The following is a 21,347-nucleotide window of genomic DNA, read 5'->3' on the forward strand; positions in this document are numbered from 1 at the left end:
TATGGATAGTGATCAACAATCTCCATTTAAACGCCTGAATGGTATCCCAGCAGACCAAATAGATGTGAAGAATAGAAGAGAGCACGTAAAGAAAATAGTTATCGAGCATCCAAATTATATTAAGTTACTTTCAGAGGTTGAGGATATACATTTCTATTCTCAAGAATCTGTAAAACCTGATTCAATGTTTTTGTCCGGCGTTGCAGGAGTAGGTAAGTCCACAGTATTAGAAGAGTACACTAACCGTTTCGAAAGACAGATAGTTAACAACAATACTGTCATCCCTGTGTTGTACTCTACAGTGCCAGTAGGTGCTACTCCAAAATCGGTAGCTTCAAAACTACTATATTCATTAGGGGACCCTTTATATGAAAGAGGGACAGAAATTGGTCTAACAAGCCGATTACTAAACTTTATAAAGAAATGCAAGGTTGAACTGATAATAATAGATGAATTTCAACATCTATTAGATAGAGACACACAACATGTACTTAATAAAGCATCGGAATGGGTAAAATCCTTTTGCGATGAGGCCGGGGTACCAATTATCTTATGCGGATTCCCTGAATCAAAGAAAATATTTAAGTTCAACCCTCAACTGGATCGACGATTCCTTGTGAAGCTTAAAATGGAGGGATTTTATTACAATACTCAAGAAGAGCAAATCGAATTCAGGACATTTTTAAATAGCATTGATAAAAGGTTGCCTTTTGTAGAAAGTTCTTCTCTTGCATCCAAGCAATTGGCCGATAAACTTTACTATGCTACGAATGGGTTGCCTTCACATTTGAATAAAATTTTATATGAAGCAACTGCATTAGCAGCAAAAAGCGGAAGCGATTCTATAGATGAAAATCATCTTTATGAGGCGTTTAATAAGCTTGAATTTTCTACACGTCCGTTTGTCTCCAACCCTTTTACTGTAAAAGAATTCAATATTGTTGAAGCGTTTGAAATTGAGAAGCTTAGAAGTAAGGATGCGAATTAAGAATAGACATTATATATGAACTTTGATAATAAATCCTGTTATTATTTGCTGCAGGGTTTTTTCTTATTCAATTAAAGGGACGTATTCTCGAATAACATATTGTGGAAACCCTATGGGTCTGGGATAATTGGTATTAAATTAAAGAGGAAAATATTGAGAATTAATTAATGATTAATGTGATTTAATACAATGTATCTAAAGGGGGAATCAGAATGGTGATATATATCAAATCAACTTCAAGAGATTCGGGTATTGGTGATGATGTTGTGCTTAGAGAAACTGAGACAACAAGACTTATATTTCGACCTGAGATTGTAAACAACATACATAACTCTAACGCTTCAATCAAAGGGAGTTTTAATTTTCAAAAGAAGAGAAAAAAGGACACTTGGGAAGATCATAAGGAGTTTGAAGCTAGTAAGCTCAAAGCTGATGAATGGATTAAAATTGCTATTGATACAGGCGAGACCCTAAAACTCTTTAATGAATTAAAGAAGTATTATAAAGTACATGAGGAATATGGTGTAAAGCAAGGGAGCTACGCCCTCTATAAAACTAACCCTGGTCTTGAAAAGGTTTTAACTTTGTTTGAAGGGAATAATGAGCTATTGACTCAGTTGTTGGAAGAGGATAAAAGTGAAGTGTTGGAGCAGGCACTGGAGTGGATTGTAAACACTGAAAACTCTGATAAGGTGGTTGATAAGCTCAGCAAGCTAAGGGAGAGTGAGTTGGATCAGTTAAACACCTTGGTTGGGCTAACCAACCTTAAGAGGCTGTTAGAAGTTTGGGAGGAGAACAGGGAAAATAGCTCAGAGAAGTTTTGGCAAGTTCTATTAAAAGATAATACTTGGGTATTAAGTCAGTTATTCTCAAATCCAACTGTGTTAATTGAGGACGAAGCTTATGTTGGAGGAAAGACTACTAACAATGACAGTGGTAAATTAGTTGATTTCTTGTATGCTAACCCTTTCTCAAAGGATGCAGTATTGATTGAGATCAAAACACCTACCACCCCACTTGTTTCTAATACTGAGTATAGAACGGGAGTACACTCAGCCCATAAGGAGCTTATGGGAGCTGTAACCCAGGTTCTTACTTACAAAGGTACACTACAAAGCGAATATTCAAATATACTTGTAAACAATGTTAGGAGTGGTAAAAATATAGACTTTGATGTAATTAACCCTTGTTGTGTAGTTATAGCAGGCAGGTTTGATACTTTAATAGAAACTTCTCATAAACATTCATTTGAACTATACAGGAAGGAGTTGAAGAATGTAATTGTGCTAACCTTTGATGAGTTATTTATGAGGGTTAAAAACTTAATAGACTTGTTGGAGAAATAAAAATAGAAGGTCTTTAATGCTCAATCCTAGATTAAAAAAGTAGTGGTTGCTTTTATTCAATAAGACAAAATAAATGATCTTCAACAAACGGGGCTTTAATTGCTGGCTCAAATGAAATGTGATCACATAATTTTAGTAAAGGGCAGGCAGTTTTAGTCTTCTAAAACCGAAAGATTGTATTGAAGAGTCGAATGAGGAAGTAACCTTCTGAAAGGCTCCCCCCTATGTTGAGTAGCACTCTTTCTAGTAAGAGATAGTGTGTTATAAGCTCAGTTAATAAATTTACCGTAACAGTTCGGTTGAAGAAGCCTACCCAACGGGTTGGTGTAACACATGATCCTTGGTTAACAGATACGGTTAGAATGCAAATTAATAAAACAAAAAATCTTATTGCTGACGAATATATGAATTTAAGGTTCTCTGGTATTTATTGCATAGTTAAATTTTATTAATAGTATTTAACTAAATGCACTTAACAAGTAGAGTAAGTGGTTCAAGCAATAAGTGAAACTCGCTACTTGATCTATCGCTATTGCATTCTCATTAATTCCGCTTAACTATGAAAATTATTAAATATTTATTCCGGCAATTTATGAAAAATAAGCAGTTTCCTCAATCATAGTCTTAAAATATTCCGAATAATTACGAAAAACCGTTATAGAAGGATTCTTTGTAAATTAATACTACATTCCTGCAATTAATGAAAAATTACATTTCATAATATGAAAAAGGATAGCCGCGGCTATCCTTTTTTCATTCTTAATAGATGCTCAAATGACGGTTTTTACCTTTTAAAATTTGAAAGACGCCATATAGAAATAACCCGGCTGCTACAATTCCCAGCAGCCATTGTCCATAAGGTTGTTGAGCTAACTTGGAAAGTGCTCCGTCCAACCCTTGTGTTTTATCCGGATCGGCTGTGATTGCGGTTTGTATAAAGAAATAGCCGATCAGTAAAAAGACGGTTCCCCGGGAATATAATCCGAGCTTTCCTGTCTTTCTTCCCAGTTCCCATTCTTTTTCACTCATTTCATGTCGTTTAAATTTGTTCGTGTATTTTTCAGTATAAGCTTTATGAATTTCATAGAGTGCATATCCAATAATGATAAGTCCGACAATCCCTACAATCCATTGACCAAAGGGCTGAGACAATAACTTAGCAGATAAGGTTTGTTTAGATCCAGACCCCGAGCCGGAGCTTTTGGCATGCATCGCAATGGCGAAAGCATTATAAGTCAAGGAACCGTAGGCAATCCCGCTGATCAGATTAGCCAGTCTTCTGAACATGGATTTCCCATCGTTTTTCACATGTTCCGGATCCTTTACCACTTGAATGAGGCGCCAAAGAACGATTCCGATCAGGCCAACACCCAATATCCACAAAAGGACTTCCCCAAAGGGTTTACTCGCCACTGCTGAAAAGGCACCACTCGAGTCCGAAGTGCTTCCTCCTATTCCGAGTGCGGCCATAACGGCTAATGCACCAATCAGCATATAAACAATTCCTCTTGAAATATATCCAATTCGTGCGAACCCTTTAATCCAAGGTTTTATATCATTTGATGAAACAGATGAACTCGTGCTTGATGATGTAATGGATGAAACTCCTGCCATATACACTTCTTCCCTTCTGGTTCTATTTTCGTCATACTTATGTATGCTATTCCCCGGAAACTAAAAAGAGAAACCTTTTTAACGAACAGTAAATGTTGGATGGATTGAACTAAATTTGCCGTTTTTTCTTTTAAAAAATTTTACAAAAATCCTATTTACAACGAATTAGGAGAGGAGTAATATATCTATCATCAAATGAATATTCTTTATCGCTTAATTCATTTTTGAAGCGGGGGACCCGAGTATTAAAAGGGGTGAATCCTTTCTTTTGAAAGGTAGGGCTACTTCCATGACCCGAATCCGTCAGCTAACCTCGTAAGCGTAATGGGAGAGGATGATACTTGTGATCGATTATGGATGACCACAGGCTTAGTTCCTGCTGGTCTTTTTGTGTTGTTTAGAAGTCTGGATCCGGAGGCCAGAGGTCATGAGTCAAACCGGCCATAAAGGGCAAAGGAAGCCTTATGCCACGTTCGTCATATGCTTGTCGCCTCTGTTCGATCCGCATGGTTGTAATGAAGAAGTACTAGATGGTTAAGCTATTAAAAAGGTTTTGGAGGATTTCATCATGAAAAAGCAGTTTGCAGTTATTGGATTAGGGAGATTTGGAGGGAATCTGGTTCAGGAATTGGCTGATCTGGATGTTGAAGTGTTAGCCATTGATATTCATCATGATGTCGTCCAGCATTATGTAGACATTGCCACGCATGCCGTGCAGGCGAATGCCATGGATGAATCTGTATTGAAATCCCTTGGGCTGAGAAACTTTGATCACGTGATCGTGTCCTTTGGGGATAATATAGAAGCAAGTATTCTTACCACCTTACTTTTAAAAGAATTAGGGGTTAAAGAAGTATGGGTGAAAGCTTCAAACGCCTATCATCAGAAGGTGTTGGACCGGATCGGGGCCGATAAAGTCATTCACCCTGAACGTGACATGGCTCGAAGAATTGCCCATCACATCACGTCAGAAAAGATCATTGATTATATCGAACTATCCAAAGAGCACAGTATTGTAGAAGTGTATGCATCTAAAAAGGTCGCAAATAAAACCTTAAACGACCTGGACGTCCGGGCAAAATTCGGTTGTAATATCATTGCCATTCACCGCGGGGAGGAAGTCATTGTATCCCCTTCTGCCGATGAAGTCATAAAAATGGAAGATCTGCTGATCGTCATTGGACATAACAGGGATATCAACCGATTTGAAAAAGAAGGAGTATAACCTATGAAGAATAAGGTGATCCGGTTAAGCCCTCCTCAACTTCTCGTTGTGACGTTTCTATTTTTTATCATCGTAGGAATGGGTTTGCTTAAGCTGCCGTTTGCCACCACAGAGTCGATTACATGGCTGGATGCCTTGTTCACGACGACTTCCGCTATGACGGTTACAGGGCTTGCGGTCGTTGATACAGGAGGTGCCTTCACCCTTTTTGGAGAAGTGGTCATTATGAGTCTGATCCAAATCGGAGGACTGGGTATCATGTCCTTTGCCGTTTTGATCTTTATGATGCTTGGAAAGAAAATTGGATTTAAAGAACGACTTCTTCTTCAACAGGCATTAAATCAGACGTCTGTAGGAGGAGTCATCAAGCTTGTAAAATATTTATTTATCTTTTCCTTCCTTGTTGAAGGATTTGCCGTTCTGTTACTGGCGTCTGAGTGGGTTCCTGAATTCGGTTGGAGAAGAGGGCTGTATGTCAGTATATTTCATTCTATTTCCGCGTTTAATAATGCAGGATTCTCTCTATGGTCCGATAGTTTAATGGGTTACGTGGGAAGTCCCGTCGTCAATATCACGATTTCGTTTCTGTTTATTGTTGGCGGGATCGGTTTCACCGTTTTAGTGGATCTATGGAAATCGAAAACGATTCGACGACTGTCCCTCCATACGAAAATCATGGTAGTTGGGACATTTGTCATCAATGTATTCGCTTTTATGATGATTTTCATCCTGGAGTATAATAACCCAAATACGCTGGCTCAGTTACCACTCCTGGATAAACTATTCGCTTCTTATTTTCAAGCGGTCACACCCCGCACAGCCGGTTTTAACTCGATCGATTATGGCAGCATGGAACGCTCCACTTTGCTTCTCACGATTCTTTTGATGTTCATCGGGGCGGGGAGTGCTTCCACGGGTGGAGGAATCAAGCTGACCACCTTTGTTGTGATTTCATTGAGTGTGTTTGCTTTCTTGAAGGAGAAAAGAGAAATTCGTATTTTCCGTCGTACGATTGATCAAAACTATATTTTCAAGGCCTTGGCCGTGTCGATGATCAGTGTGCTCCTTGTTTTTACGGCTCTATTTTTTCTTGATATGACGGAAAGGAATGCGTCTTTCCTGGCTATTCTCTTTGAAGTGGTATCAGCCTTTGGAACGGTGGGGTTGTCCATGGGGATTACCGGCTCCTTGACAGCCATAGGTAAATGGATCATTATCATCGTGATGTTTGTCGGGAAACTTGGCCCCCTCACACTGGCCTTCTCCCTATCCAGACCGGACAAAGAAAAGATCCGCTATCCAAAAGAAGATATCTTAACAGGTTAATATTCAACCAATCGGCTCTCTTCATTTGCCCTTCACGGGTAAATGGGGGAGCCGTTTCTTTATTTTCATTTTTCAAAAACGACAAAGAATCAATCCATAACCACGCATGAGTCTAAAAACGGTTCTGTTAAGCGTTTTCATCATGGGTTTTTGATATTGACTAAACCACTGGGCGCGATTATACTGTTGAAAAATTCTGAACTTTAGGCGGTGCTGTTGTTGAAGCGTGTGTTTAATTTTTCTGCTGGTCCTGCAGTGTTACCTGAGCCTGTTCTGAAAAAGGTTCAAGGTGAATTATTGAACTATCAGGAAACGGGCATGTCTGTAATGGAAATGAGTCATCGATCTGCCCCTTTCCAAAATATAATAGAAGAAGCGCGGAAATTAATACGTGAACTTCTCTCGATCCCGGATGACTATCACGTGATATTTATGCAAGGCGGAGCTTCCCTGCAATTTTCCATGATTCCTTTTAACCTGCTCGGTTCACATCAAGAAGCCGACTATATCCTGACAGGCAGCTGGTCAAAAAAAGCTGTCAAAGAGGCAGAGAAGGTTGGGAAAGTCCGAACTTTATCACCTCAAGAGAAGTTCGAAATCCCTGCCTATACACCAGAAAATTTTTCACGACAGGCAAGCTACGTACATATTACATCCAACAATACCATTGAAGGAACGCGTTACCATGAGTGGCCAGAAACCGGAGGCATTCCCCTTATAGCCGATATGTCCTCACATATCCTTTCTGAGAAAATCGACGTTTCCTCTTTTGGCCTGATCTATGCTGGTGCTCAAAAGAATCTGGGTCCTTCGGGTGTAACGGTGGCGATCATTCATGACAGTCTGGTCGGTCAAGCATCGAATACGTGTCCTACGATGCTGAATTACGAAACGTATGTAAAGCATGATTCCCTCTTTAACACGCCGCCGACCTTCTCTATATATGTATTAAAGCTTGTACTGGAGTGGGTGAAGGAGAATGGCGGTGTGGAAGGGATGCAGGCTCAAAATGAGAGGAAGGCCGGTCTCTTATACAACTGTATAGATGAATCTTCTTTATTCCATAACTCTGTCCCGAAAAAAAATCGTTCCTTAATGAACATTCCTTTTTCAACACGTGATGAGGAGCTGGACGCTCGATTTCTAAAAGAAGCCAAGGCTCGCGGGTTTGAATTTTTAAAAGGACATCGTTCCGTGGGTGGAATGCGAGCTAGTTTATATAATGCCATGCCGCTTGAAGGTGTGGAAGCACTGGTCGGTTTCATGAAAAAATTTGAGTCTGAGCAAGGAGGAGTATGAAAATGATTTCAATCAATACGTACAATGCCATTAGTCAAAGCGGATTATCTCTTATAGAGGATGATCTGAACTACCATCTGAATGGGAATGGGGATCCCGATGGAATTCTGGTCAGATCAAAGAACTTACATGATTACTCTTTTCCGGCTTCGGTCAAAGCCATTGCCCGTGCAGGGGCAGGAGTCAATAATATCCCGATTGATCACTGTACGGAAAAAGGGATTGTTGTCTTTAATACGCCCGGTGCCAATGCAAACGCCGTGAAAGAGCTCGTACTGGCTAATTTGATCGCTTCTTCACGTAACCTGTACTCTGCAGTCGGCTGGACGAACACGCTTAAAGGAACGGAGGAAGACGTTCCGAGTGTCGTAGAAGCAAAGAAAAAGGAATTCGTAGGAAGTGAGATTAAAGGGAAGAAGCTTGGTGTTGTAGGCTTGGGAGCGATTGGCGTCCTTGTCGCAAATGATGCCCTGGCCCTTGGGATGGATGTGGTCGCCTATGATCCATTTATATCCGTGGACGCAGCGTGGCGCTTATCCCAGGATGTGAAGCGCGCTCATCATATTGAAGAAGTATGGGCAGAGTGTGATTTTGTGACGCTGCACATTCCATTAACAGACAAAACGGCCAGCTTTGTGAGTGAAGAAGGCTTCACGAAGATGAAAAAGGGTATGACGATCTTAAATTTTTCAAGAGGTGAGCTGGTAGAAGAAGGGGCTCTCGAAAAGGCCCTTGAAGCAGGAATTGTCCGTAAATATGTGACGGATTTCCCTAATGAAAAGGTATTGAACATGAAAAACGTCGTCCCTGTTCCTCATTTGGGCGCGTCTACCGTTGAATCTGAAGAAAACTGTGCCATCATGGCGACAAAGCAGCTGAAAACATATCTTGAAACCGGTAATATTAAGCATGCTGTGAACCTGCCCGATGTGGAACTGCCTTATAGCGGAAAAATGCGAGTGACGGTCATGCACCAAAACATCCCGAATATGGTCAGTCAAATCGCCAATGTTCTCTCAGGCTACGCAGTCAACATTGCAGATATGATCAACCGCAGTAAGCATACGTGGGCCTATACCATGATTGACTTGGATCAGAAACTCCTCGAAGAAGAACAACAACAAGTGAAAAGCAGGATGAAAGAAATACACGGTGTGGTTTCCGTCCGCCTCATTTAAATAAAGTGACTAGAACTCCCTTAACCCGAGAACAATGTGTAATAAAGCGGTTGAGGGAGGATTTATTTTGATGGCGACCATCCATTTTAACAATAGAGATCTTTATTTTGACGATTTAGGTAAAGGGACTCCCCTGGTCTTAATCCATCCCCCGGGTATGGGGAGGATGACCTTCATAAAGCAGCATGTCCTTTCCAGGCACTTTCGCCTCATCATTCCGGACTTAATAGGCCATGGTGACTCCTTTACCATGGAACAGAATATTAGTATCTCTCAGTTTGTAGAGGACATAAAGGCGATTCTCGACCACCTGAACATTGCTGCATGTGTGATGCTCGGATATTCTGCAGGGGGAGTGGTGGGACAAACATTCGCCTGTACTTATGAAGGTCGGGTCTCCACTCTCATTTTGGTAGGGGGATATCCGAAAGTCACGAATCCCAAGCTGAAATGGATGCACCATATGGGCATGAAAATGGTTCGAGAACATCCGGCTCGCCTATCGGGGATTATTTCCAGAGCGCATTTCAAGGATAAGCTTGAGCGGGAGAAGCTGAGGGATCATATGAATAAGGCGAACCACCACGTTTGGTATCAGTTCTACGAGCAATCCCTTCACTACGATGGGATAGAGCAGGTCAAGAAGCTTCCCATCCCGCTTCTCTTAATTTATGGGGAAAGGTCGGATTGGATCAATTCTCATCTCAAACTGTATAACGATTGCTATCCTAAGAAAATATATGTGATTCCTGGAGCCTCTCATCAAATTCCCACACGTTATCACAGTGCTCTAAATAATATACTGTTAGGTGAAATAGAAGGGTGATGATCTTTGCTCTTACTCCTTCTACTTGATACTATCTTAATAAAGTAAAGTCGATCAATGAGAGGAGAATTCGATGGGAATTCATCACTATTTTAAAAGCTTATCCGACCTTGAAACCCTCATTCGCTGTCCGGGCCGATTCAAGTATCATGAGCATAACGTAGCCAGCCATTCGTTTAAGGTGACCAAAATTGCTCAGTTTTTAGGAACGGCGGAAGAACAGAGCGGGAAACAGATTGATTGGAAAGCACTGTATGAAAAAGCCTTGAATCATGACTACGCGGAACTTTTCACAGGGGATATCAAGACCCCTGTAAAATATGCATCGGGAGAGCTGCGTGAGCTCTTCAGCCAGGTGGAAGATCAGATGGTCAATAAATTCATCACTACAGAATTCCCCCCGCAATTTCAAGAAGTGTACAGAGAACGGTTTAAAGAGGGGAAAGACGATACGCTAGAAGGAAGAATCCTTTCTGTAGCAGACAAAATCGATCTTCTGTATGAATCCTTTGGAGAAATTCAAAAAGGGAATCCGGAGCCTCTATTTATTGAAATTTATCAGGAAGCCCTATCGACGATTGTGAAATACAAGGACCTGGAGTGTGTACAATACTTCCTGGAATACATTCTTCCTGATATGCTTTCGGAGAAATTCATCCCTCACAGTGAGTTGAAGGAACGGACCCAGAAGTTAATTCAGCAGGGTGAAGAGTAGGAAAACCCTTTCCAGATAGGGGGAACTTCGGTAGAATATGTGTTATTCCCTTATCTTTAAGGAGAGTTGAACGTGTCTAAAATCATTTTAGGTTTATTTTTACCAGGATTGCTTGTCGTTCTGTTCACACGGGTGACGTATAACCATTATGTCGGATTGATCTTGACCGTAGCCCTCATCGCAGCTTCGGTTTCAAAGGGCTATACGGACTCCTGGTTACTGATTGTCGTAGACGCGGCTTCATTAACCGTCGGATTCTGGTATAGCGACCGGATGATGAAAAGAGCAAAGAGAAGTGCATGATTTCGGTGACAGATGAATAGAAATTTGAAAACAGGCTCTATCTTTTAAGAAGATAGGGCCTGTTTTTCTTATGCCATAGCCCATGCATACTCCTTTAAAAAGGTCGGGGGGAATTCACGTGTAAACAGATTTCTTAATTGTGGATAAATGAAGAATAGTGTGAATAAGTGAAGGGGTGAACATGTTATTCACAGTTTGAATCCGCATTCATCAACATTGTGCACAAGAAATTTGACGAATTGTGAATAAGTTTAGGGATTTTCCACAAGGAATATCGACTTATACACATAGTTGTACACAGGTTGTGTATAGAAATACTCGTATTATGTCGAAAATCTCTAATAAGCTCCTTACTACCTCCCGTAAAATGTCGAAATCACGATTCTAGCCTCTAAACTGTTTCTTCATCAAAAGTTATCCACAATCCAGATAATGTGATGTCTATAATAATAAAAAAACGAACTTTTGTTCGCTTATTAATGGTTAATACTGTAGGAAATGTGGTAGAATGTGTATAGAAGAATGGACAGTGTTTAAGATGGGTATAAGTAGGTAAATACAAGGTAGCAGTCCTTTACTATAGGAGGTTTCACGGTGAAAGATCAATTCGAGCTCAAGTCTAAATATAAACCAGAGGGAGATCAGCCCCTGGCGATTGAAAAATTAGTTCAAGGCATAAATGAAGGGAAACGTCATCAAACCTTACTTGGGGCTACAGGGACAGGAAAGACATTCACTGTCTCCAATGTGATCAAGCAGGTTGAGAAGCCGACCCTCATCATTGCTCATAATAAAACATTGGCGGGGCAGCTCTACAGCGAATTTAAAGAGTTTTTCCCTGATAACGCCGTTGAATATTTTGTCAGTTACTATGACTATTATCAGCCGGAGGCATACGTTCCTCAAACGGATACATTTATTGAAAAGGATGCCAGCATCAATGATGAAATCGATAAACTCAGGCACTCTGCCACATCTTCTTTGTTTGAACGGAAAGATGTCATCATCATTGCCAGCGTGTCCTGTATTTACGGTTTAGGTAACCCGGAGGAATACCGGGAGCTCGTTCTTTCCCTGCGTACAGGAATGGAAATCGAACGAAATCAATTGCTGCGTAAGCTTGTGGATATCCAATATGAACGAAACGACATCGACTTTCAGCGTGGGACCTTCCGTGTTCGGGGCGATGTAGTGGAAATTTTCCCGGCTTCCCGTGATGAACACTGTATGCGTGTAGAGTTTTTCGGAGATGAAATTGACCGGATTCGTGAAGTGGATGCCCTGACCGGTGAAATCATGGGTGATCGGGATCATATCGCGATCTTCCCGGCTTCCCACTTCGTAACCCGTGAAGAAAAATTGCAGGTAGCCATCAAAAATATTGAAAAAGAGCTTGAAGAGCAATTAGCCATCATGAAAGAAGAAAATAAACTGCTGGAGGCCCAGCGTCTGGAACAGCGGACCCGTTATGATCTCGAAATGATGAGGGAGATGGGCTTCTGCTCGGGGATTGAAAACTACTCACGTCACCTGACATTAAGGCCTTCAGGATCGACTCCGTATACTCTCATGGACTATTTTCCAGACGATTTCTTAATTGTGGTCGACGAGTCCCATGTGACGTTACCCCAAATCCGGGGAATGTTCAACGGGGACCAGGCCCGTAAAAAGGTGCTTGTGGATCACGGCTTCCGTCTGCCTTCCGCCATGGACAATCGGCCCTTGCGTTTTGAAGAGTTTGAGAAGAAAACACAGCAGCTCCTCTATGTTTCAGCCACACCAGGTCCATACGAATTGGAGCATTGTCCTGAGATGGTCGAACAGATCATCCGTCCAACAGGACTTCTGGATCCGGTCATCGAGGTACGTCCCATCGAAGGGCAGATCGATGACCTTCTGGGTGAAATCAACGAACGTATCGAGAAAAATGAACGTGTCCTTGTGACGACCCTTACGAAGAAAATGTCTGAGGATCTCTCGGCATACTTGAAAGAAATGGGTATCAAAGTTCAATATTTGCATTCAGAAATCAAAACGTTGGAACGGATTGAAATCATCCGTGACCTCCGTTTGGGTAAATATGATGTATTAGTGGGAATCAACTTACTCCGTGAAGGGTTGGACATCCCCGAAGTATCACTTGTCACCATATTGGATGCTGACAAAGAAGGCTTCTTGCGTTCTGAACGTTCCCTCATTCAAACGATAGGCCGTGCAGCGCGTAATAGCAACGGTAGAGTCATCATGTACGCGGACAGAATCACCGACTCTATGCAAAAAGCACTTGATGAAACAGAACGTCGTCGGACGATACAGGAAGAATACAATGAAAAACACGGTGTTACCCCGACGACCATACAAAAAGAAATCCGGGATGTCATAAGGGCAACCCATGCCGCAGAAGAAGCAGGGGTTTATGAAGGAGAACAGACAAAAGTTTCGAATATGTCTAAACCGGAGCGACAAAAACTTATTGCTAGCTTAGAAGTGGAAATGAAGGAAGCAGCCAAGGCATTGGACTTTGAGCGCGCTGCACAGCTTCGTGATACCATTCTTGAGCTCAAGGCGGAAGGATGAACGAAATATGGCGCGAGACCAAATAATCGTACAAGGAGCTAGAGCTCATAATTTAAAAAATATAGATATTAAAATTCCACGGGATAAACTGGTCGTTTTAACGGGGCTTTCGGGTTCAGGGAAGTCATCCCTTGCCTTTGATACCATTTATGCAGAAGGACAAAGGCGTTATGTCGAATCCCTTTCTGCATATGCCCGTCAATTCTTAGGTCAAATGGATAAGCCTGATGTCGATGCAATCGAGGGATTGTCCCCGGCGATTTCCATCGATCAAAAAACAACAAGCCGTAATCCACGTTCGACTGTAGGGACGGTAACCGAAATTTACGACTATCTAAGACTGTTGTTTGCAAGAGTAGGGAAACCGATTTGTCCAAATCACGGGATCGAAATCTCCTCCCAAACGATTGAACAAATGGTTGACCGTATTCTTGAGTACCCGGAAAGAACAAAGCTTCAAGTACTGGCACCAGTTGTATCAGGCCGTAAAGGAACTCACGTGAAGACCCTTGAAGAAATCAAGAAACAAGGGTTTGTCCGAGTACGTATCAACGGTGAAGTCCAGGATCTTGGAGAAGAAATCTCCCTTGAAAAAAATAAAAAGCACTCCATTGAAGTGATCATTGACCGAATCGTCGTGAAAGAGGGTGTCGCAGCACGTCTGTCCGACTCACTTGAAACGGCACTTAGATTGGCGGACGGTCAGGTGATCATCGATGTAATCGGGGAAGAAGAACTTTTATTCAGTGAGCATCACGCATGCCCATACTGTGGATTTTCCATAACGGAACTGGAGCCAAGAATGTTTTCCTTCAATAGTCCGTACGGTGCCTGCACAAGCTGTGACGGATTGGGAACAAAGCTTGAGGTCGATAAGGAGCTGGTGATTCCCAACTGGGATCGCACTCTCGACGAACATGCGATTGCTCCGTGGGAACCGACAAGCTCCCAATACTATCCGTCTCTTCTTAAGGCCGTATGTGATCATTATGAGATTCCGATGGAAATGCCTGTAAAGGATATCCCGAAACATCAAATGGATAAGGTCCTATATGGATCCGGCAAGGATGAGATTTACTTCCGTTACGAGAACGATTTTGGGCAAGTTCGTGAAAACTATCTTCGTTTCGAAGGGGTCATCCCGAATGTCGAGCGCCGTTACCGTGAGACAAGCTCTGATTATATCCGTGAACAGATGGAGAAATACATGGCGCAGCAGGCTTGTCCAACCTGTAATGGTCACCGTTTGAAAGAAGAGAGCCTGGCAGTAAAAGTAGACTCTCTTCATATAGGGGAAGTAACAGCCTTTTCGATTGAAGAAGCAGAGCAGTTTTTCCACAAGCTTGAGCTATCGGAAAAAGATATGAAGATTGCCAATCTTATTTTGAGGGAGATCCGTGAACGACTTGGGTTCCTGGTCAACGTTGGACTTGAATACCTCACATTAAGCCGGGCAGCAGGTACGCTGTCGGGGGGAGAAGCTCAACGTATTCGATTAGCGACTCAAATCGGTTCACGTCTGACGGGGGTCCTCTACATTCTTGATGAGCCGTCCATCGGATTGCATCAGCGGGACAATGACCGACTGATCGACACCTTAAAGAACATGAGGGAAATAGGAAACACCTTGATCGTAGTCGAGCATGATGAAGATACGATGATGGCAGCTGACTACCTCATCGATATCGGACCTGGAGCGGGTGTGCATGGGGGAGAAGTGGTTTCTGCGGGAACACCTCAGGAAGTGATGGACGACTCGAACTCATTAACGGGTCAGTACCTTTCAGGGAAGAAGTTCATCCCTCTTCCACAGGAAAGACGTAAACCTGATGGGCGGTACTTAGAGATTGTGGGAGCGAAAGAAAATAACCTGAACAATGTCAAAGTGAAGCTGCCATTAGGAATCTTTACAGCGGTGACTGGAGTGTCGGGATCCGGTAAAAGTACGTTGATCAATGAAATCCTGCATAAGTCACTGGCTCAAAAGCTTCATAATGCCAAATCAAAACCTGGTGAGCATAAAGAAGTGAAGGGCATTGAGAACCTTGATAAGGTCATTGATATCGATCAATCACCAATCGGTCGTACCCCAAGATCCAACCCGGCTACATATACCGGGGTATTCGATGATATCCGGGATGTATTTGCCACAACCAATGAAGCGAAAGTTCGTGGCTATAAAAAAGGCCGTTTCAGCTTTAATGTAAAAGGCGGACGTTGTGAAGCATGTCGCGGAGACGGGATCATCAAGATCGAAATGCACTTCCTCCCCGATGTATATGTTCCATGTGAAGTTTGCCACGGGAAACGATACAACCGGGAAACCCTTGAAGTGAAATACAAGGATAAAAATATATCCGATGTACTTGAGATGACAGTCGAAGACGCAGTGAAATTCTTCGAAAACATTCCTAAGATCAAACGTAAGCTGCAAACCATCTTTGATGTTGGACTTGGCTACATCACTTTAGGTCAGCCGGCCACTACGTTATCAGGGGGAGAAGCTCAACGTGTGAAGCTTGCTTCAGAATTGCATCGTCGTTCTACCGGCCGCTCTCTATACATTTTAGATGAGCCGACAACTGGACTTCATGTGGATGACATCGCAAGACTCTTAGTTGTTCTTCAACGACTTGTTGAAAACGGAGATACGGTTCTCGTCATCGAACACAATCTCGATGTCATTAAAGCAGCCGATTACCTTGTAGACCTTGGTCCTGAAGGTGGAGACAAAGGTGGTTCCATCGTTGCAAGCGGAACCCCTGAAAAAGTGGCTGAAGCAAAGGGTTCCTACACAGGTAAATACCTAAAACCCGTCCTTGAGCGCGACCGTGAACGAATGAAGAAGAAGATTAGGGAAAAAGAAGAAGTGACGAATTAGTGACTAAAGAGGCTGGGATAAAAGTATTTTAGTCTAAGTAAAACTCGATCAAATCTGCACCTTAGTAGGCAGATTTGTTCGGGTTTTTTAGTTTTGCCCCAGCCTCTTTAACTAAAACACTACACCAATACCATTCTCCATCCACCAACCAAAACCACAACTCCATACCTACCTAAATTCAGCCTCAAGATGGAGTGAAGAAAAACACCACTATGTGAAAATAAGATTATAAACAAATGCATTGAAACCTTTTGCTTCACGTATCGTAAATAATAGTAGAGGAGATGATGAAGATGGAGACCAATAAGGTACTATCAGCCCTATGCTATTTCAGTATATTTTTTGCAGGCTTCCTTTTTCCGCTGATCGTTTATTTTGTATCAGATAATCCTTATGTGAAAAAGGACGCAAAAGCAGCCTTTTTATCTCACTTACTACCGGTCGTTGCGGTTCCCCTTGTGATTGCAGGCTTATTTTTGGATATGGGGGTTTTCGCGAGTGGTGCGGGATTGCCGATATTCACCGTCATCATGATCGGTTTAGCCATATTACTTAGTGTTGTCGTTGTCATTTGGAATGTGTATAAAGGCATTAAAGTACTTTTATAATCAATAAAGGGGATGAAAGAGTATGAATGAAGAACGCAAACGCATTTTGGATATGTTGGAAAATGGGACGATTTCGGCACAGGAGGCAGTGGCCTTATTAGAAGCACTCGATCAAAAGCCAAATACATCAAAGGTAAAAGAAAAGGATTTCCTTGATGAATTTGTGTCCATCTTTCAAGAAGGCAAAAAGGGAGAGCAAGAACACTCTACTCATTCGGGCAATCCGAAAGATAAGCTTCTGGATTTCATGAATACGGCGTTGAACAAGATTAAGAATTTTGACTTTGACTTTCAGTGGAATCAATCGGTGGAGCTGTCTCATGTATATCAACAGCCCAATACGGATTTTGAGAAAATTGATATAGATGTGGCCAATGGAAAGGTAGAGCTGATCCCTTGGGATGGTGAAGAAGTCCGGGTGGAATGTGAGGCGAAGGTTTATCGTACGGAAGATCATGAAGAAGCGCGAAAGCAGTTCATGGAGAATACGTCCTTTGCCGTAGATGAGGATACACTGTATTACTCCACGCAATTAAAGTGGATGAAAGTGGACTCTAAACTCTACATTCCGAAGCATCAGTATAAAAGGATTTCTGTCCGTTTATTTAATGGAGGATTAAAGGCAGAGCATTTAGATGTCCAGGATCTTCGTGCCAAGGCTGCTAATGGAAAGATCCATATCAATCATCTGGTAGCGAAGAAAGCCGAAGTGGAAACATCCAATGGTGCGATTTCCATTTTGAACGCGAAAGCAGAACGTGTTGAAGCTGAATCCATTAACGGAAAGGTCCATGTCGAAGGGGATATCTCAATCTCAGATGTGCAATCCCTGAACGGAAACGTCGTATGTGCCTTGACGGGGGAGAAAGCCGACACGCTTCACGCAAAGACCGTAACGGGCAACATCGATTTACTCGTTCCTGAAAACATCAACATTTCCGGAGAGGCTAAATCAAACTTCGGTAGTTTTAAGCTGGAGTTGCAGGGTATTGATGTACTGGAAGAAAAAAATGAAGTGGTCCAAAAGTCGATTCGTTTCAGTCGTAAAACCGACTCAGACGATAAGCTTCATCTTTTTGCGGAAACAAAAGCGGGATCTGTCCTCATAAAAAAGTATGAAGAGAAGAATGTTAATAAGGACAACGCATAAGATGAGAAAGAAGGAATAACGATGAGAAAACAATTAGCACGATCAAGGTCTGACAGAAAGCTCGCCGGGGTGCTTGGGGGTTTGTCCCGTTTTGTGGGAATCGATGCAACGATTCTTAGGGTGATATTCATCATCCTGCTTATTCCGACGGGATTCTTTCCTCTGGCCATCGTATACGGTTTATTGGGCTTCGTGCTGCCAAATGAGGAGGAAGCCATCAAATAATGAGATGGATGATTGGAATTTTAATCAATGCAGTAATCTTTATTGCATTGGCAGGATTTTTTCAAGGGTTTGAAGTATCCGGGTTCGGGGCAGCAATCGGAGCCAGCTTTATTCTTTCGCTACTGAATGTTCTGGTCAAACCGTTTTTGATTATCCTGACCCTGCCGGTGACGATTTTATCTCTGGGGCTGTTTCTCTTCGTCATTAATGCCATTACGCTACTGCTGACGGATGGTCTGATGGGAAGCAGCTTTGAGTTATCCGGTTTTGGCTTGGCTTTTCTGGCATCGATCATTTTGTCCCTTGCCAATCTGGTGATTCAAAAAACCGTGATGGATCCGATGAAGGAGAAGTAAATAGGAAAAGACTCCGGCTTGGTTGTTGAGCCGGAGTTTTTTTATGGGCAAAAAAGGGGATTTCTATATTAAAATAGAAATAGTTGGAAAGAGGAGGAGTGACTCATGAAATTTAGTTCGGATGTCATTAAGGGATATGGGGATATCGATGTACCGTACACACTAATATCCCAAGGGGAAGAGGCGGAAGGAATCGCCATCCTCCTGCCAGGATTGGGATATACCGTACAGGCACCATTGCTTCACTATTCAACGGGTATCTACTTACATAAAGGTTATGATGTGCTCCATATTAACTATCAATATACTTCGGCCGACTATGAAGGGTTTTCTATAGAAGAAGTAGATGATGCTTTAAAGCACGATGTGAAGGAAGTCATCGATCAGGTTTTACAGGAAAAAAACTATTCACGTATTCACCTGGTGGCTAAGTCATTTGGTACCATCGCATTATGTAATGAATTCACAAGAGAGTCTTTTCAGGATGCAAAGCTCATCTGGTTAACCCCGTTATTAAAAGAGGACGAGGTATTTCAAGCGATGTTAAATAGTGGGCAGGAGGGAATCTGTATTATAGGAGATGCGGACCGTCACTATGAAGAAGATCGGTTCAATGAATTAAGGTCGAATCACCGCCTGCACATGCATCTAATCAAAGGGGCCAACCACAGCCTTGAACATGATTTTCAAGTCCTCGATTCCATATCTACTCATAAAGAGATCATGTCGATTATCAAAGCATTTACTGAAGCGTAGCCAAGGCTGCGTTTTTATTCATTTGTTTCACGGCTTCATCACCAAGTAAGCTACCTTGCGCTTTTCTCTATAATTGCTAAAATAGGTTAGAGTAAGAATCGTTTATAAATATGAAACGAGTGTAATGTGAAGGAGGAGCTGCATGTGGCAAAGGTCCGCACAAAAGATATTGTCGAGAAGTTTAAATTAGAGCTTGTCGGTGGAGAAGAAGGTTTACATAGACCGATCACAACGAGTGACATTTCCCGTCCAGGCTTGGAGATGGCTGGTTATTTCAACTATTATCCTGCAGAGCGGATACAATTATTAGGAAAAACCGAGTTGTCTTTTCTGGAGCTGTTGGATGATGCGGAACGTAAGCGCAGAATGGAAGCGCTATGTACAGATATCACGCCTGGTATCATCATTTCCAGAGACCTGGAGATTCCCCCTGAGTTAGTGGAATCAGCGAACCGGTATGATGTACCTGTCATGCGTTCTTCGATGAAAACAACACGATTCTCTTCGAGGCTGACAAACTATCTGGAGAGTAAGCTTGCCCCGACAACGGCGATCCATGGTGTACTGGTGGATATTTATGGAGTCGGAGTGTTGATCACAGGGAAAAGCGGTGTTGGTAAAAGTGAAACCGCTCTTGAACTAGTGAAAAGAGGTCATCGTCTTGTAGCAGATGATTGTGTCGAGATTCGCCAGGAAGACATGGATACGCTCATCGGCAGTTCTCCTGAATTGATTGAACATCTGTTGGAAATCCGCGGTTTGGGTATCATCAATGTCATGACGTTATTTGGTGCAGGAGCGGTCCGCAGCTATAAGCGTATTACCCTTTGCATCAATCTCGAGCTATGGGATAAAACGAAACAGTACGACCGTCTTGGACTGGAAGAAGAGACGATGAAAATTATCGATACGGATATTACAAAATACACCGTGCCTGTTCGTCCTGGACGAAATCTCGCGGTTATCATTGAGGTGGCTGCCATGAACTTCCGTCTGAAACGTATGGGCGTAAATGCAGCAGAGCAATTTACAAACCGATTGTCTGATGTGATTGAAGATGGAGAGAATGAAGATATCTAATCCGATAACGATCACATGCCATCTTAATGGAAAAAAAGGAGAGAGAAAATGAACGAGAACATTACGCCAATCGATCCCATTGCCATTTCACTCGGTCCGATCCAAGTACATTGGTACGGTGTCATCATCGGACTTGGGATTGCTTTAGGATTGTATTTAGTCATTCGTGAGAGCAAAAGATTGGGTCTTCATCCCGATACATTCATTGATTTGCTCGTTTGGGCGATTCCCATCGCGATCATTAGTGCCCGCGCTTATTATGTCATTTTTGAATGGGACAATTATTATGCCGATCACCCTGGGGATATCATTAAAGTATGGAATGGTGGAATCGCCATCCATGGTGCATTGATCGGTTCTGTCCTTACTACGATTGTGTTTGCCAAAATAAAAGGGCTGCCTTTCTGGAAGCTCGTTGATATTGCGGCACCGAGCATTATTTTAGGTCAGGCAATCGGTCGCTGGGGTAACTTTGTAAACCAGGAGGCCCATGGATGGGAAGTGTCCCGTGCATTTCTTGAAAGCCTGATGCTCCCTGATTTCATCATTAATCAAATGTATATTAATGGAGCGTACTATCACCCTACATTCCTATACGAATCTCTTTGGAGTTTTGCCGGATTGATTCTTCTTCTTGTCTTGAGAAGAAAAGCAAGCAGTCTTCGTCGTGGAGAGCTGTTCTTAACATATGTGATTTGGTATTCCATCGGTCGATTCTTTGTCGAAGGATTGAGAACAGACAGTCTGATGCTGGGGTCTTTACGATTCGCACAAGTCATTTCCATTGTTCTTATCATTGGTGCGATCGGTGTATTCTTTTACAGAAGAAAAGCCGGCCTTGCGAAGAAGGGATACGATGAAAAGACGGATAGCGTAAACGCTTAACAAAAGGAG

The 21,347-nt window shown here is 42.4% G+C and carries 19 protein-coding genes and 1 riboswitch; of the genes, 18 read left to right on the forward strand and 1 reads right to left on the reverse strand.

Features of this window, described 5'->3' with window-relative positions; genetic code table 11:
• Position 1 precedes the first annotated feature (1 nt).
• Positions 2 to 988 carry a TniB family NTP-binding protein gene (locus DET59_RS17055; protein ID WP_113970822.1) on the forward strand — a complete coding sequence of 329 codons (987 nt, stop codon included), beginning with the start codon at positions 2 to 4 and terminating at the stop codon, positions 986 to 988.
• A gap of 212 nt (positions 989 to 1,200) precedes the next feature.
• Entirely contained in the window at positions 1,201 to 2,334 is a 1,134-nt protein-coding gene (locus DET59_RS17060) for a Shedu immune nuclease family protein (RefSeq protein WP_113970823.1), read from the forward strand.
• A gap of 759 nt (positions 2,335 to 3,093) precedes the next feature.
• On the opposite strand, the gene DET59_RS17065 is transcribed toward DET59_RS17060, so the two are convergent.
• A complete protein-coding gene (locus tag DET59_RS17065) occupies positions 3,094 to 3,948 on the reverse strand; it encodes a DUF1206 domain-containing protein (RefSeq protein ID WP_113970824.1) in 855 nt (284 codons plus the stop codon).
• Positions 3,949 to 4,148: 200 nt separating this feature from the next.
• A riboswitch (cyclic di-AMP (ydaO/yuaA leader) is annotated at positions 4,149 to 4,286 on the forward strand.
• A 230-nt stretch (positions 4,287 to 4,516) separates the two neighbouring features.
• On the opposite strand from DET59_RS17065, the gene DET59_RS17070 reads away from it, so the two are divergent.
• The 16 genes from DET59_RS17070 to lgt all read left to right on the forward strand — a co-directional run bounded on the left by DET59_RS17070 (position 4,517) and on the right by lgt (position 21,338).
• On the forward strand, positions 4,517 to 5,173 hold the full coding sequence (locus DET59_RS17070) for a potassium channel family protein (RefSeq protein ID WP_113970825.1): 657 nt from the start codon (positions 4,517 to 4,519) through the stop codon (positions 5,171 to 5,173).
• A gap of 3 nt (positions 5,174 to 5,176) precedes the next feature.
• The gene (locus DET59_RS17075; protein ID WP_113970826.1) at positions 5,177 to 6,499 is read left to right on the forward strand and encodes a TrkH family potassium uptake protein; all 1,323 of its coding nucleotides are present in this window, start codon (positions 5,177 to 5,179) and stop codon (positions 6,497 to 6,499) included.
• A 219-nt stretch (positions 6,500 to 6,718) separates the two neighbouring features.
• The gene (gene serC / locus DET59_RS17080; protein WP_113970827.1) at positions 6,719 to 7,798 is read left to right on the forward strand and encodes a 3-phosphoserine/phosphohydroxythreonine transaminase; all 1,080 of its coding nucleotides are present in this window, start codon (positions 6,719 to 6,721) and stop codon (positions 7,796 to 7,798) included.
• Positions 7,799 to 7,800: 2 nt separating this feature from the next.
• A complete protein-coding gene (locus tag DET59_RS17085; protein ID WP_113970828.1) occupies positions 7,801 to 8,976 on the forward strand; it encodes a phosphoglycerate dehydrogenase in 1,176 nt (391 codons plus the stop codon).
• A gap of 70 nt (positions 8,977 to 9,046) precedes the next feature.
• Positions 9,047 to 9,802 (forward strand): alpha/beta fold hydrolase, encoded by a 756-nt coding sequence (locus DET59_RS17090; protein ID WP_258549715.1) that lies wholly within the window; start codon positions 9,047 to 9,049, stop codon positions 9,800 to 9,802.
• 73 nt (positions 9,803 to 9,875) lie between these two features.
• Positions 9,876 to 10,517, forward strand: coding sequence for an HD domain-containing protein (locus tag DET59_RS17095; RefSeq protein WP_113970830.1), 642 nt, complete (start codon positions 9,876 to 9,878; stop codon positions 10,515 to 10,517).
• 72 nt (positions 10,518 to 10,589) lie between these two features.
• Positions 10,590 to 10,820, forward strand: a complete 231-nt coding sequence (locus tag DET59_RS17100) for a CsbA family protein (protein ID WP_113970831.1) — start codon at positions 10,590 to 10,592, stop codon at positions 10,818 to 10,820.
• A gap of 594 nt (positions 10,821 to 11,414) precedes the next feature.
• Positions 11,415 to 13,397 (forward strand): excinuclease ABC subunit UvrB, encoded by a 1,983-nt coding sequence (gene uvrB, locus DET59_RS17105; protein WP_113970832.1) that lies wholly within the window; start codon positions 11,415 to 11,417, stop codon positions 13,395 to 13,397.
• A gap of 7 nt (positions 13,398 to 13,404) precedes the next feature.
• The gene (gene uvrA, locus DET59_RS17110; protein WP_113970833.1) at positions 13,405 to 16,278 is read left to right on the forward strand and encodes an excinuclease ABC subunit UvrA; all 2,874 of its coding nucleotides are present in this window, start codon (positions 13,405 to 13,407) and stop codon (positions 16,276 to 16,278) included.
• Between the two features lie 293 nt (positions 16,279 to 16,571).
• Complete coding sequence (locus DET59_RS17115) at positions 16,572 to 16,886, forward strand: magnetosome magnetite crystal formation protein family (protein WP_113970834.1); 315 nt, start codon at positions 16,572 to 16,574, stop codon at positions 16,884 to 16,886.
• 22 nt (positions 16,887 to 16,908) lie between these two features.
• Entirely contained in the window at positions 16,909 to 18,036 is a 1,128-nt protein-coding gene (locus tag DET59_RS17120; RefSeq protein WP_113970835.1) for a DUF4097 family beta strand repeat-containing protein, read from the forward strand.
• A gap of 21 nt (positions 18,037 to 18,057) precedes the next feature.
• On the forward strand, positions 18,058 to 18,261 hold the full coding sequence (locus DET59_RS17125) for a PspC domain-containing protein (RefSeq protein ID WP_113970836.1): 204 nt from the start codon (positions 18,058 to 18,060) through the stop codon (positions 18,259 to 18,261).
• Positions 18,261 to 18,617, forward strand: coding sequence for a phage holin family protein (locus tag DET59_RS17130; RefSeq protein ID WP_113970837.1), 357 nt, complete (start codon positions 18,261 to 18,263; stop codon positions 18,615 to 18,617). The genes DET59_RS17125 and DET59_RS17130 overlap by 1 nt, the downstream gene beginning before the upstream one ends.
• Positions 18,618 to 18,722: 105 nt before the next feature.
• Positions 18,723 to 19,373, forward strand: a complete 651-nt coding sequence (locus tag DET59_RS17135) for an alpha/beta hydrolase (RefSeq protein ID WP_113970838.1) — start codon at positions 18,723 to 18,725, stop codon at positions 19,371 to 19,373.
• Between the two features lie 144 nt (positions 19,374 to 19,517).
• Positions 19,518 to 20,453 carry an HPr(Ser) kinase/phosphatase gene (gene hprK / locus DET59_RS17140; protein ID WP_113970839.1) on the forward strand — a complete coding sequence of 312 codons (936 nt, stop codon included), beginning with the start codon at positions 19,518 to 19,520 and terminating at the stop codon, positions 20,451 to 20,453.
• Between the two features lie 48 nt (positions 20,454 to 20,501).
• Positions 20,502 to 21,338 (forward strand): prolipoprotein diacylglyceryl transferase, encoded by an 837-nt coding sequence (lgt, locus tag DET59_RS17145; protein ID WP_113970840.1) that lies wholly within the window; start codon positions 20,502 to 20,504, stop codon positions 21,336 to 21,338.
• Positions 21,339 to 21,347: the final 9 nt, after the last annotated feature.

Source organism: Rossellomorea aquimaris, from assembly GCF_003315075.1.
Taxonomy (GTDB): Bacteria; Bacillota; Bacilli; order Bacillales; family Bacillaceae_B; genus Rossellomorea; species Rossellomorea aquimaris_C.

What these genes read in the sequence shown, in the direction of transcription:
- DET59_RS17120 (WP_113970835.1), top strand. Translation starts at nt 16,909, where the DNA reads ATGAATGAAGAACGCAAACGCATTTTGGATATGTTGGAAAATGGGACG.
- DET59_RS17055 (WP_113970822.1), top strand. Translation starts at nt 2, where the DNA reads ATGGATAGTGATCAACAATCTCCATTTAAACGCCTGAATGGTATCCCA.
- DET59_RS17085 (WP_113970828.1), top strand. Translation starts at nt 7,801, where the DNA reads ATGATTTCAATCAATACGTACAATGCCATTAGTCAAAGCGGATTATCT.
- DET59_RS17090 (WP_258549715.1), top strand. Translation starts at nt 9,047, where the DNA reads ATGGCGACCATCCATTTTAACAATAGAGATCTTTATTTTGACGATTTA.
- DET59_RS17125 (WP_113970836.1), top strand. Translation starts at nt 18,058, where the DNA reads ATGAGAAAACAATTAGCACGATCAAGGTCTGACAGAAAGCTCGCCGGG.
- DET59_RS17115 (WP_113970834.1), top strand. Translation starts at nt 16,572, where the DNA reads ATGGAGACCAATAAGGTACTATCAGCCCTATGCTATTTCAGTATATTT.
- lgt (WP_113970840.1), top strand. Translation starts at nt 20,502, where the DNA reads ATGAACGAGAACATTACGCCAATCGATCCCATTGCCATTTCACTCGGT.
- DET59_RS17075 (WP_113970826.1), top strand. Translation starts at nt 5,177, where the DNA reads ATGAAGAATAAGGTGATCCGGTTAAGCCCTCCTCAACTTCTCGTTGTG.
- DET59_RS17070 (WP_113970825.1), top strand. Translation starts at nt 4,517, where the DNA reads ATGAAAAAGCAGTTTGCAGTTATTGGATTAGGGAGATTTGGAGGGAAT.
- DET59_RS17130 (WP_113970837.1), top strand. Translation starts at nt 18,261, where the DNA reads ATGAGATGGATGATTGGAATTTTAATCAATGCAGTAATCTTTATTGCA.
- DET59_RS17065 (WP_113970824.1), bottom strand. Translation starts at nt 3,948, where the DNA reads ATGGCAGGAGTTTCATCCATTACATCATCAAGCACGAGTTCATCTGTT.
- DET59_RS17135 (WP_113970838.1), top strand. Translation starts at nt 18,723, where the DNA reads ATGAAATTTAGTTCGGATGTCATTAAGGGATATGGGGATATCGATGTA.
- DET59_RS17060 (WP_113970823.1), top strand. Translation starts at nt 1,201, where the DNA reads ATGGTGATATATATCAAATCAACTTCAAGAGATTCGGGTATTGGTGAT.
- DET59_RS17095 (WP_113970830.1), top strand. Translation starts at nt 9,876, where the DNA reads ATGGGAATTCATCACTATTTTAAAAGCTTATCCGACCTTGAAACCCTC.
- uvrA (WP_113970833.1), top strand. Translation starts at nt 13,405, where the DNA reads ATGGCGCGAGACCAAATAATCGTACAAGGAGCTAGAGCTCATAATTTA.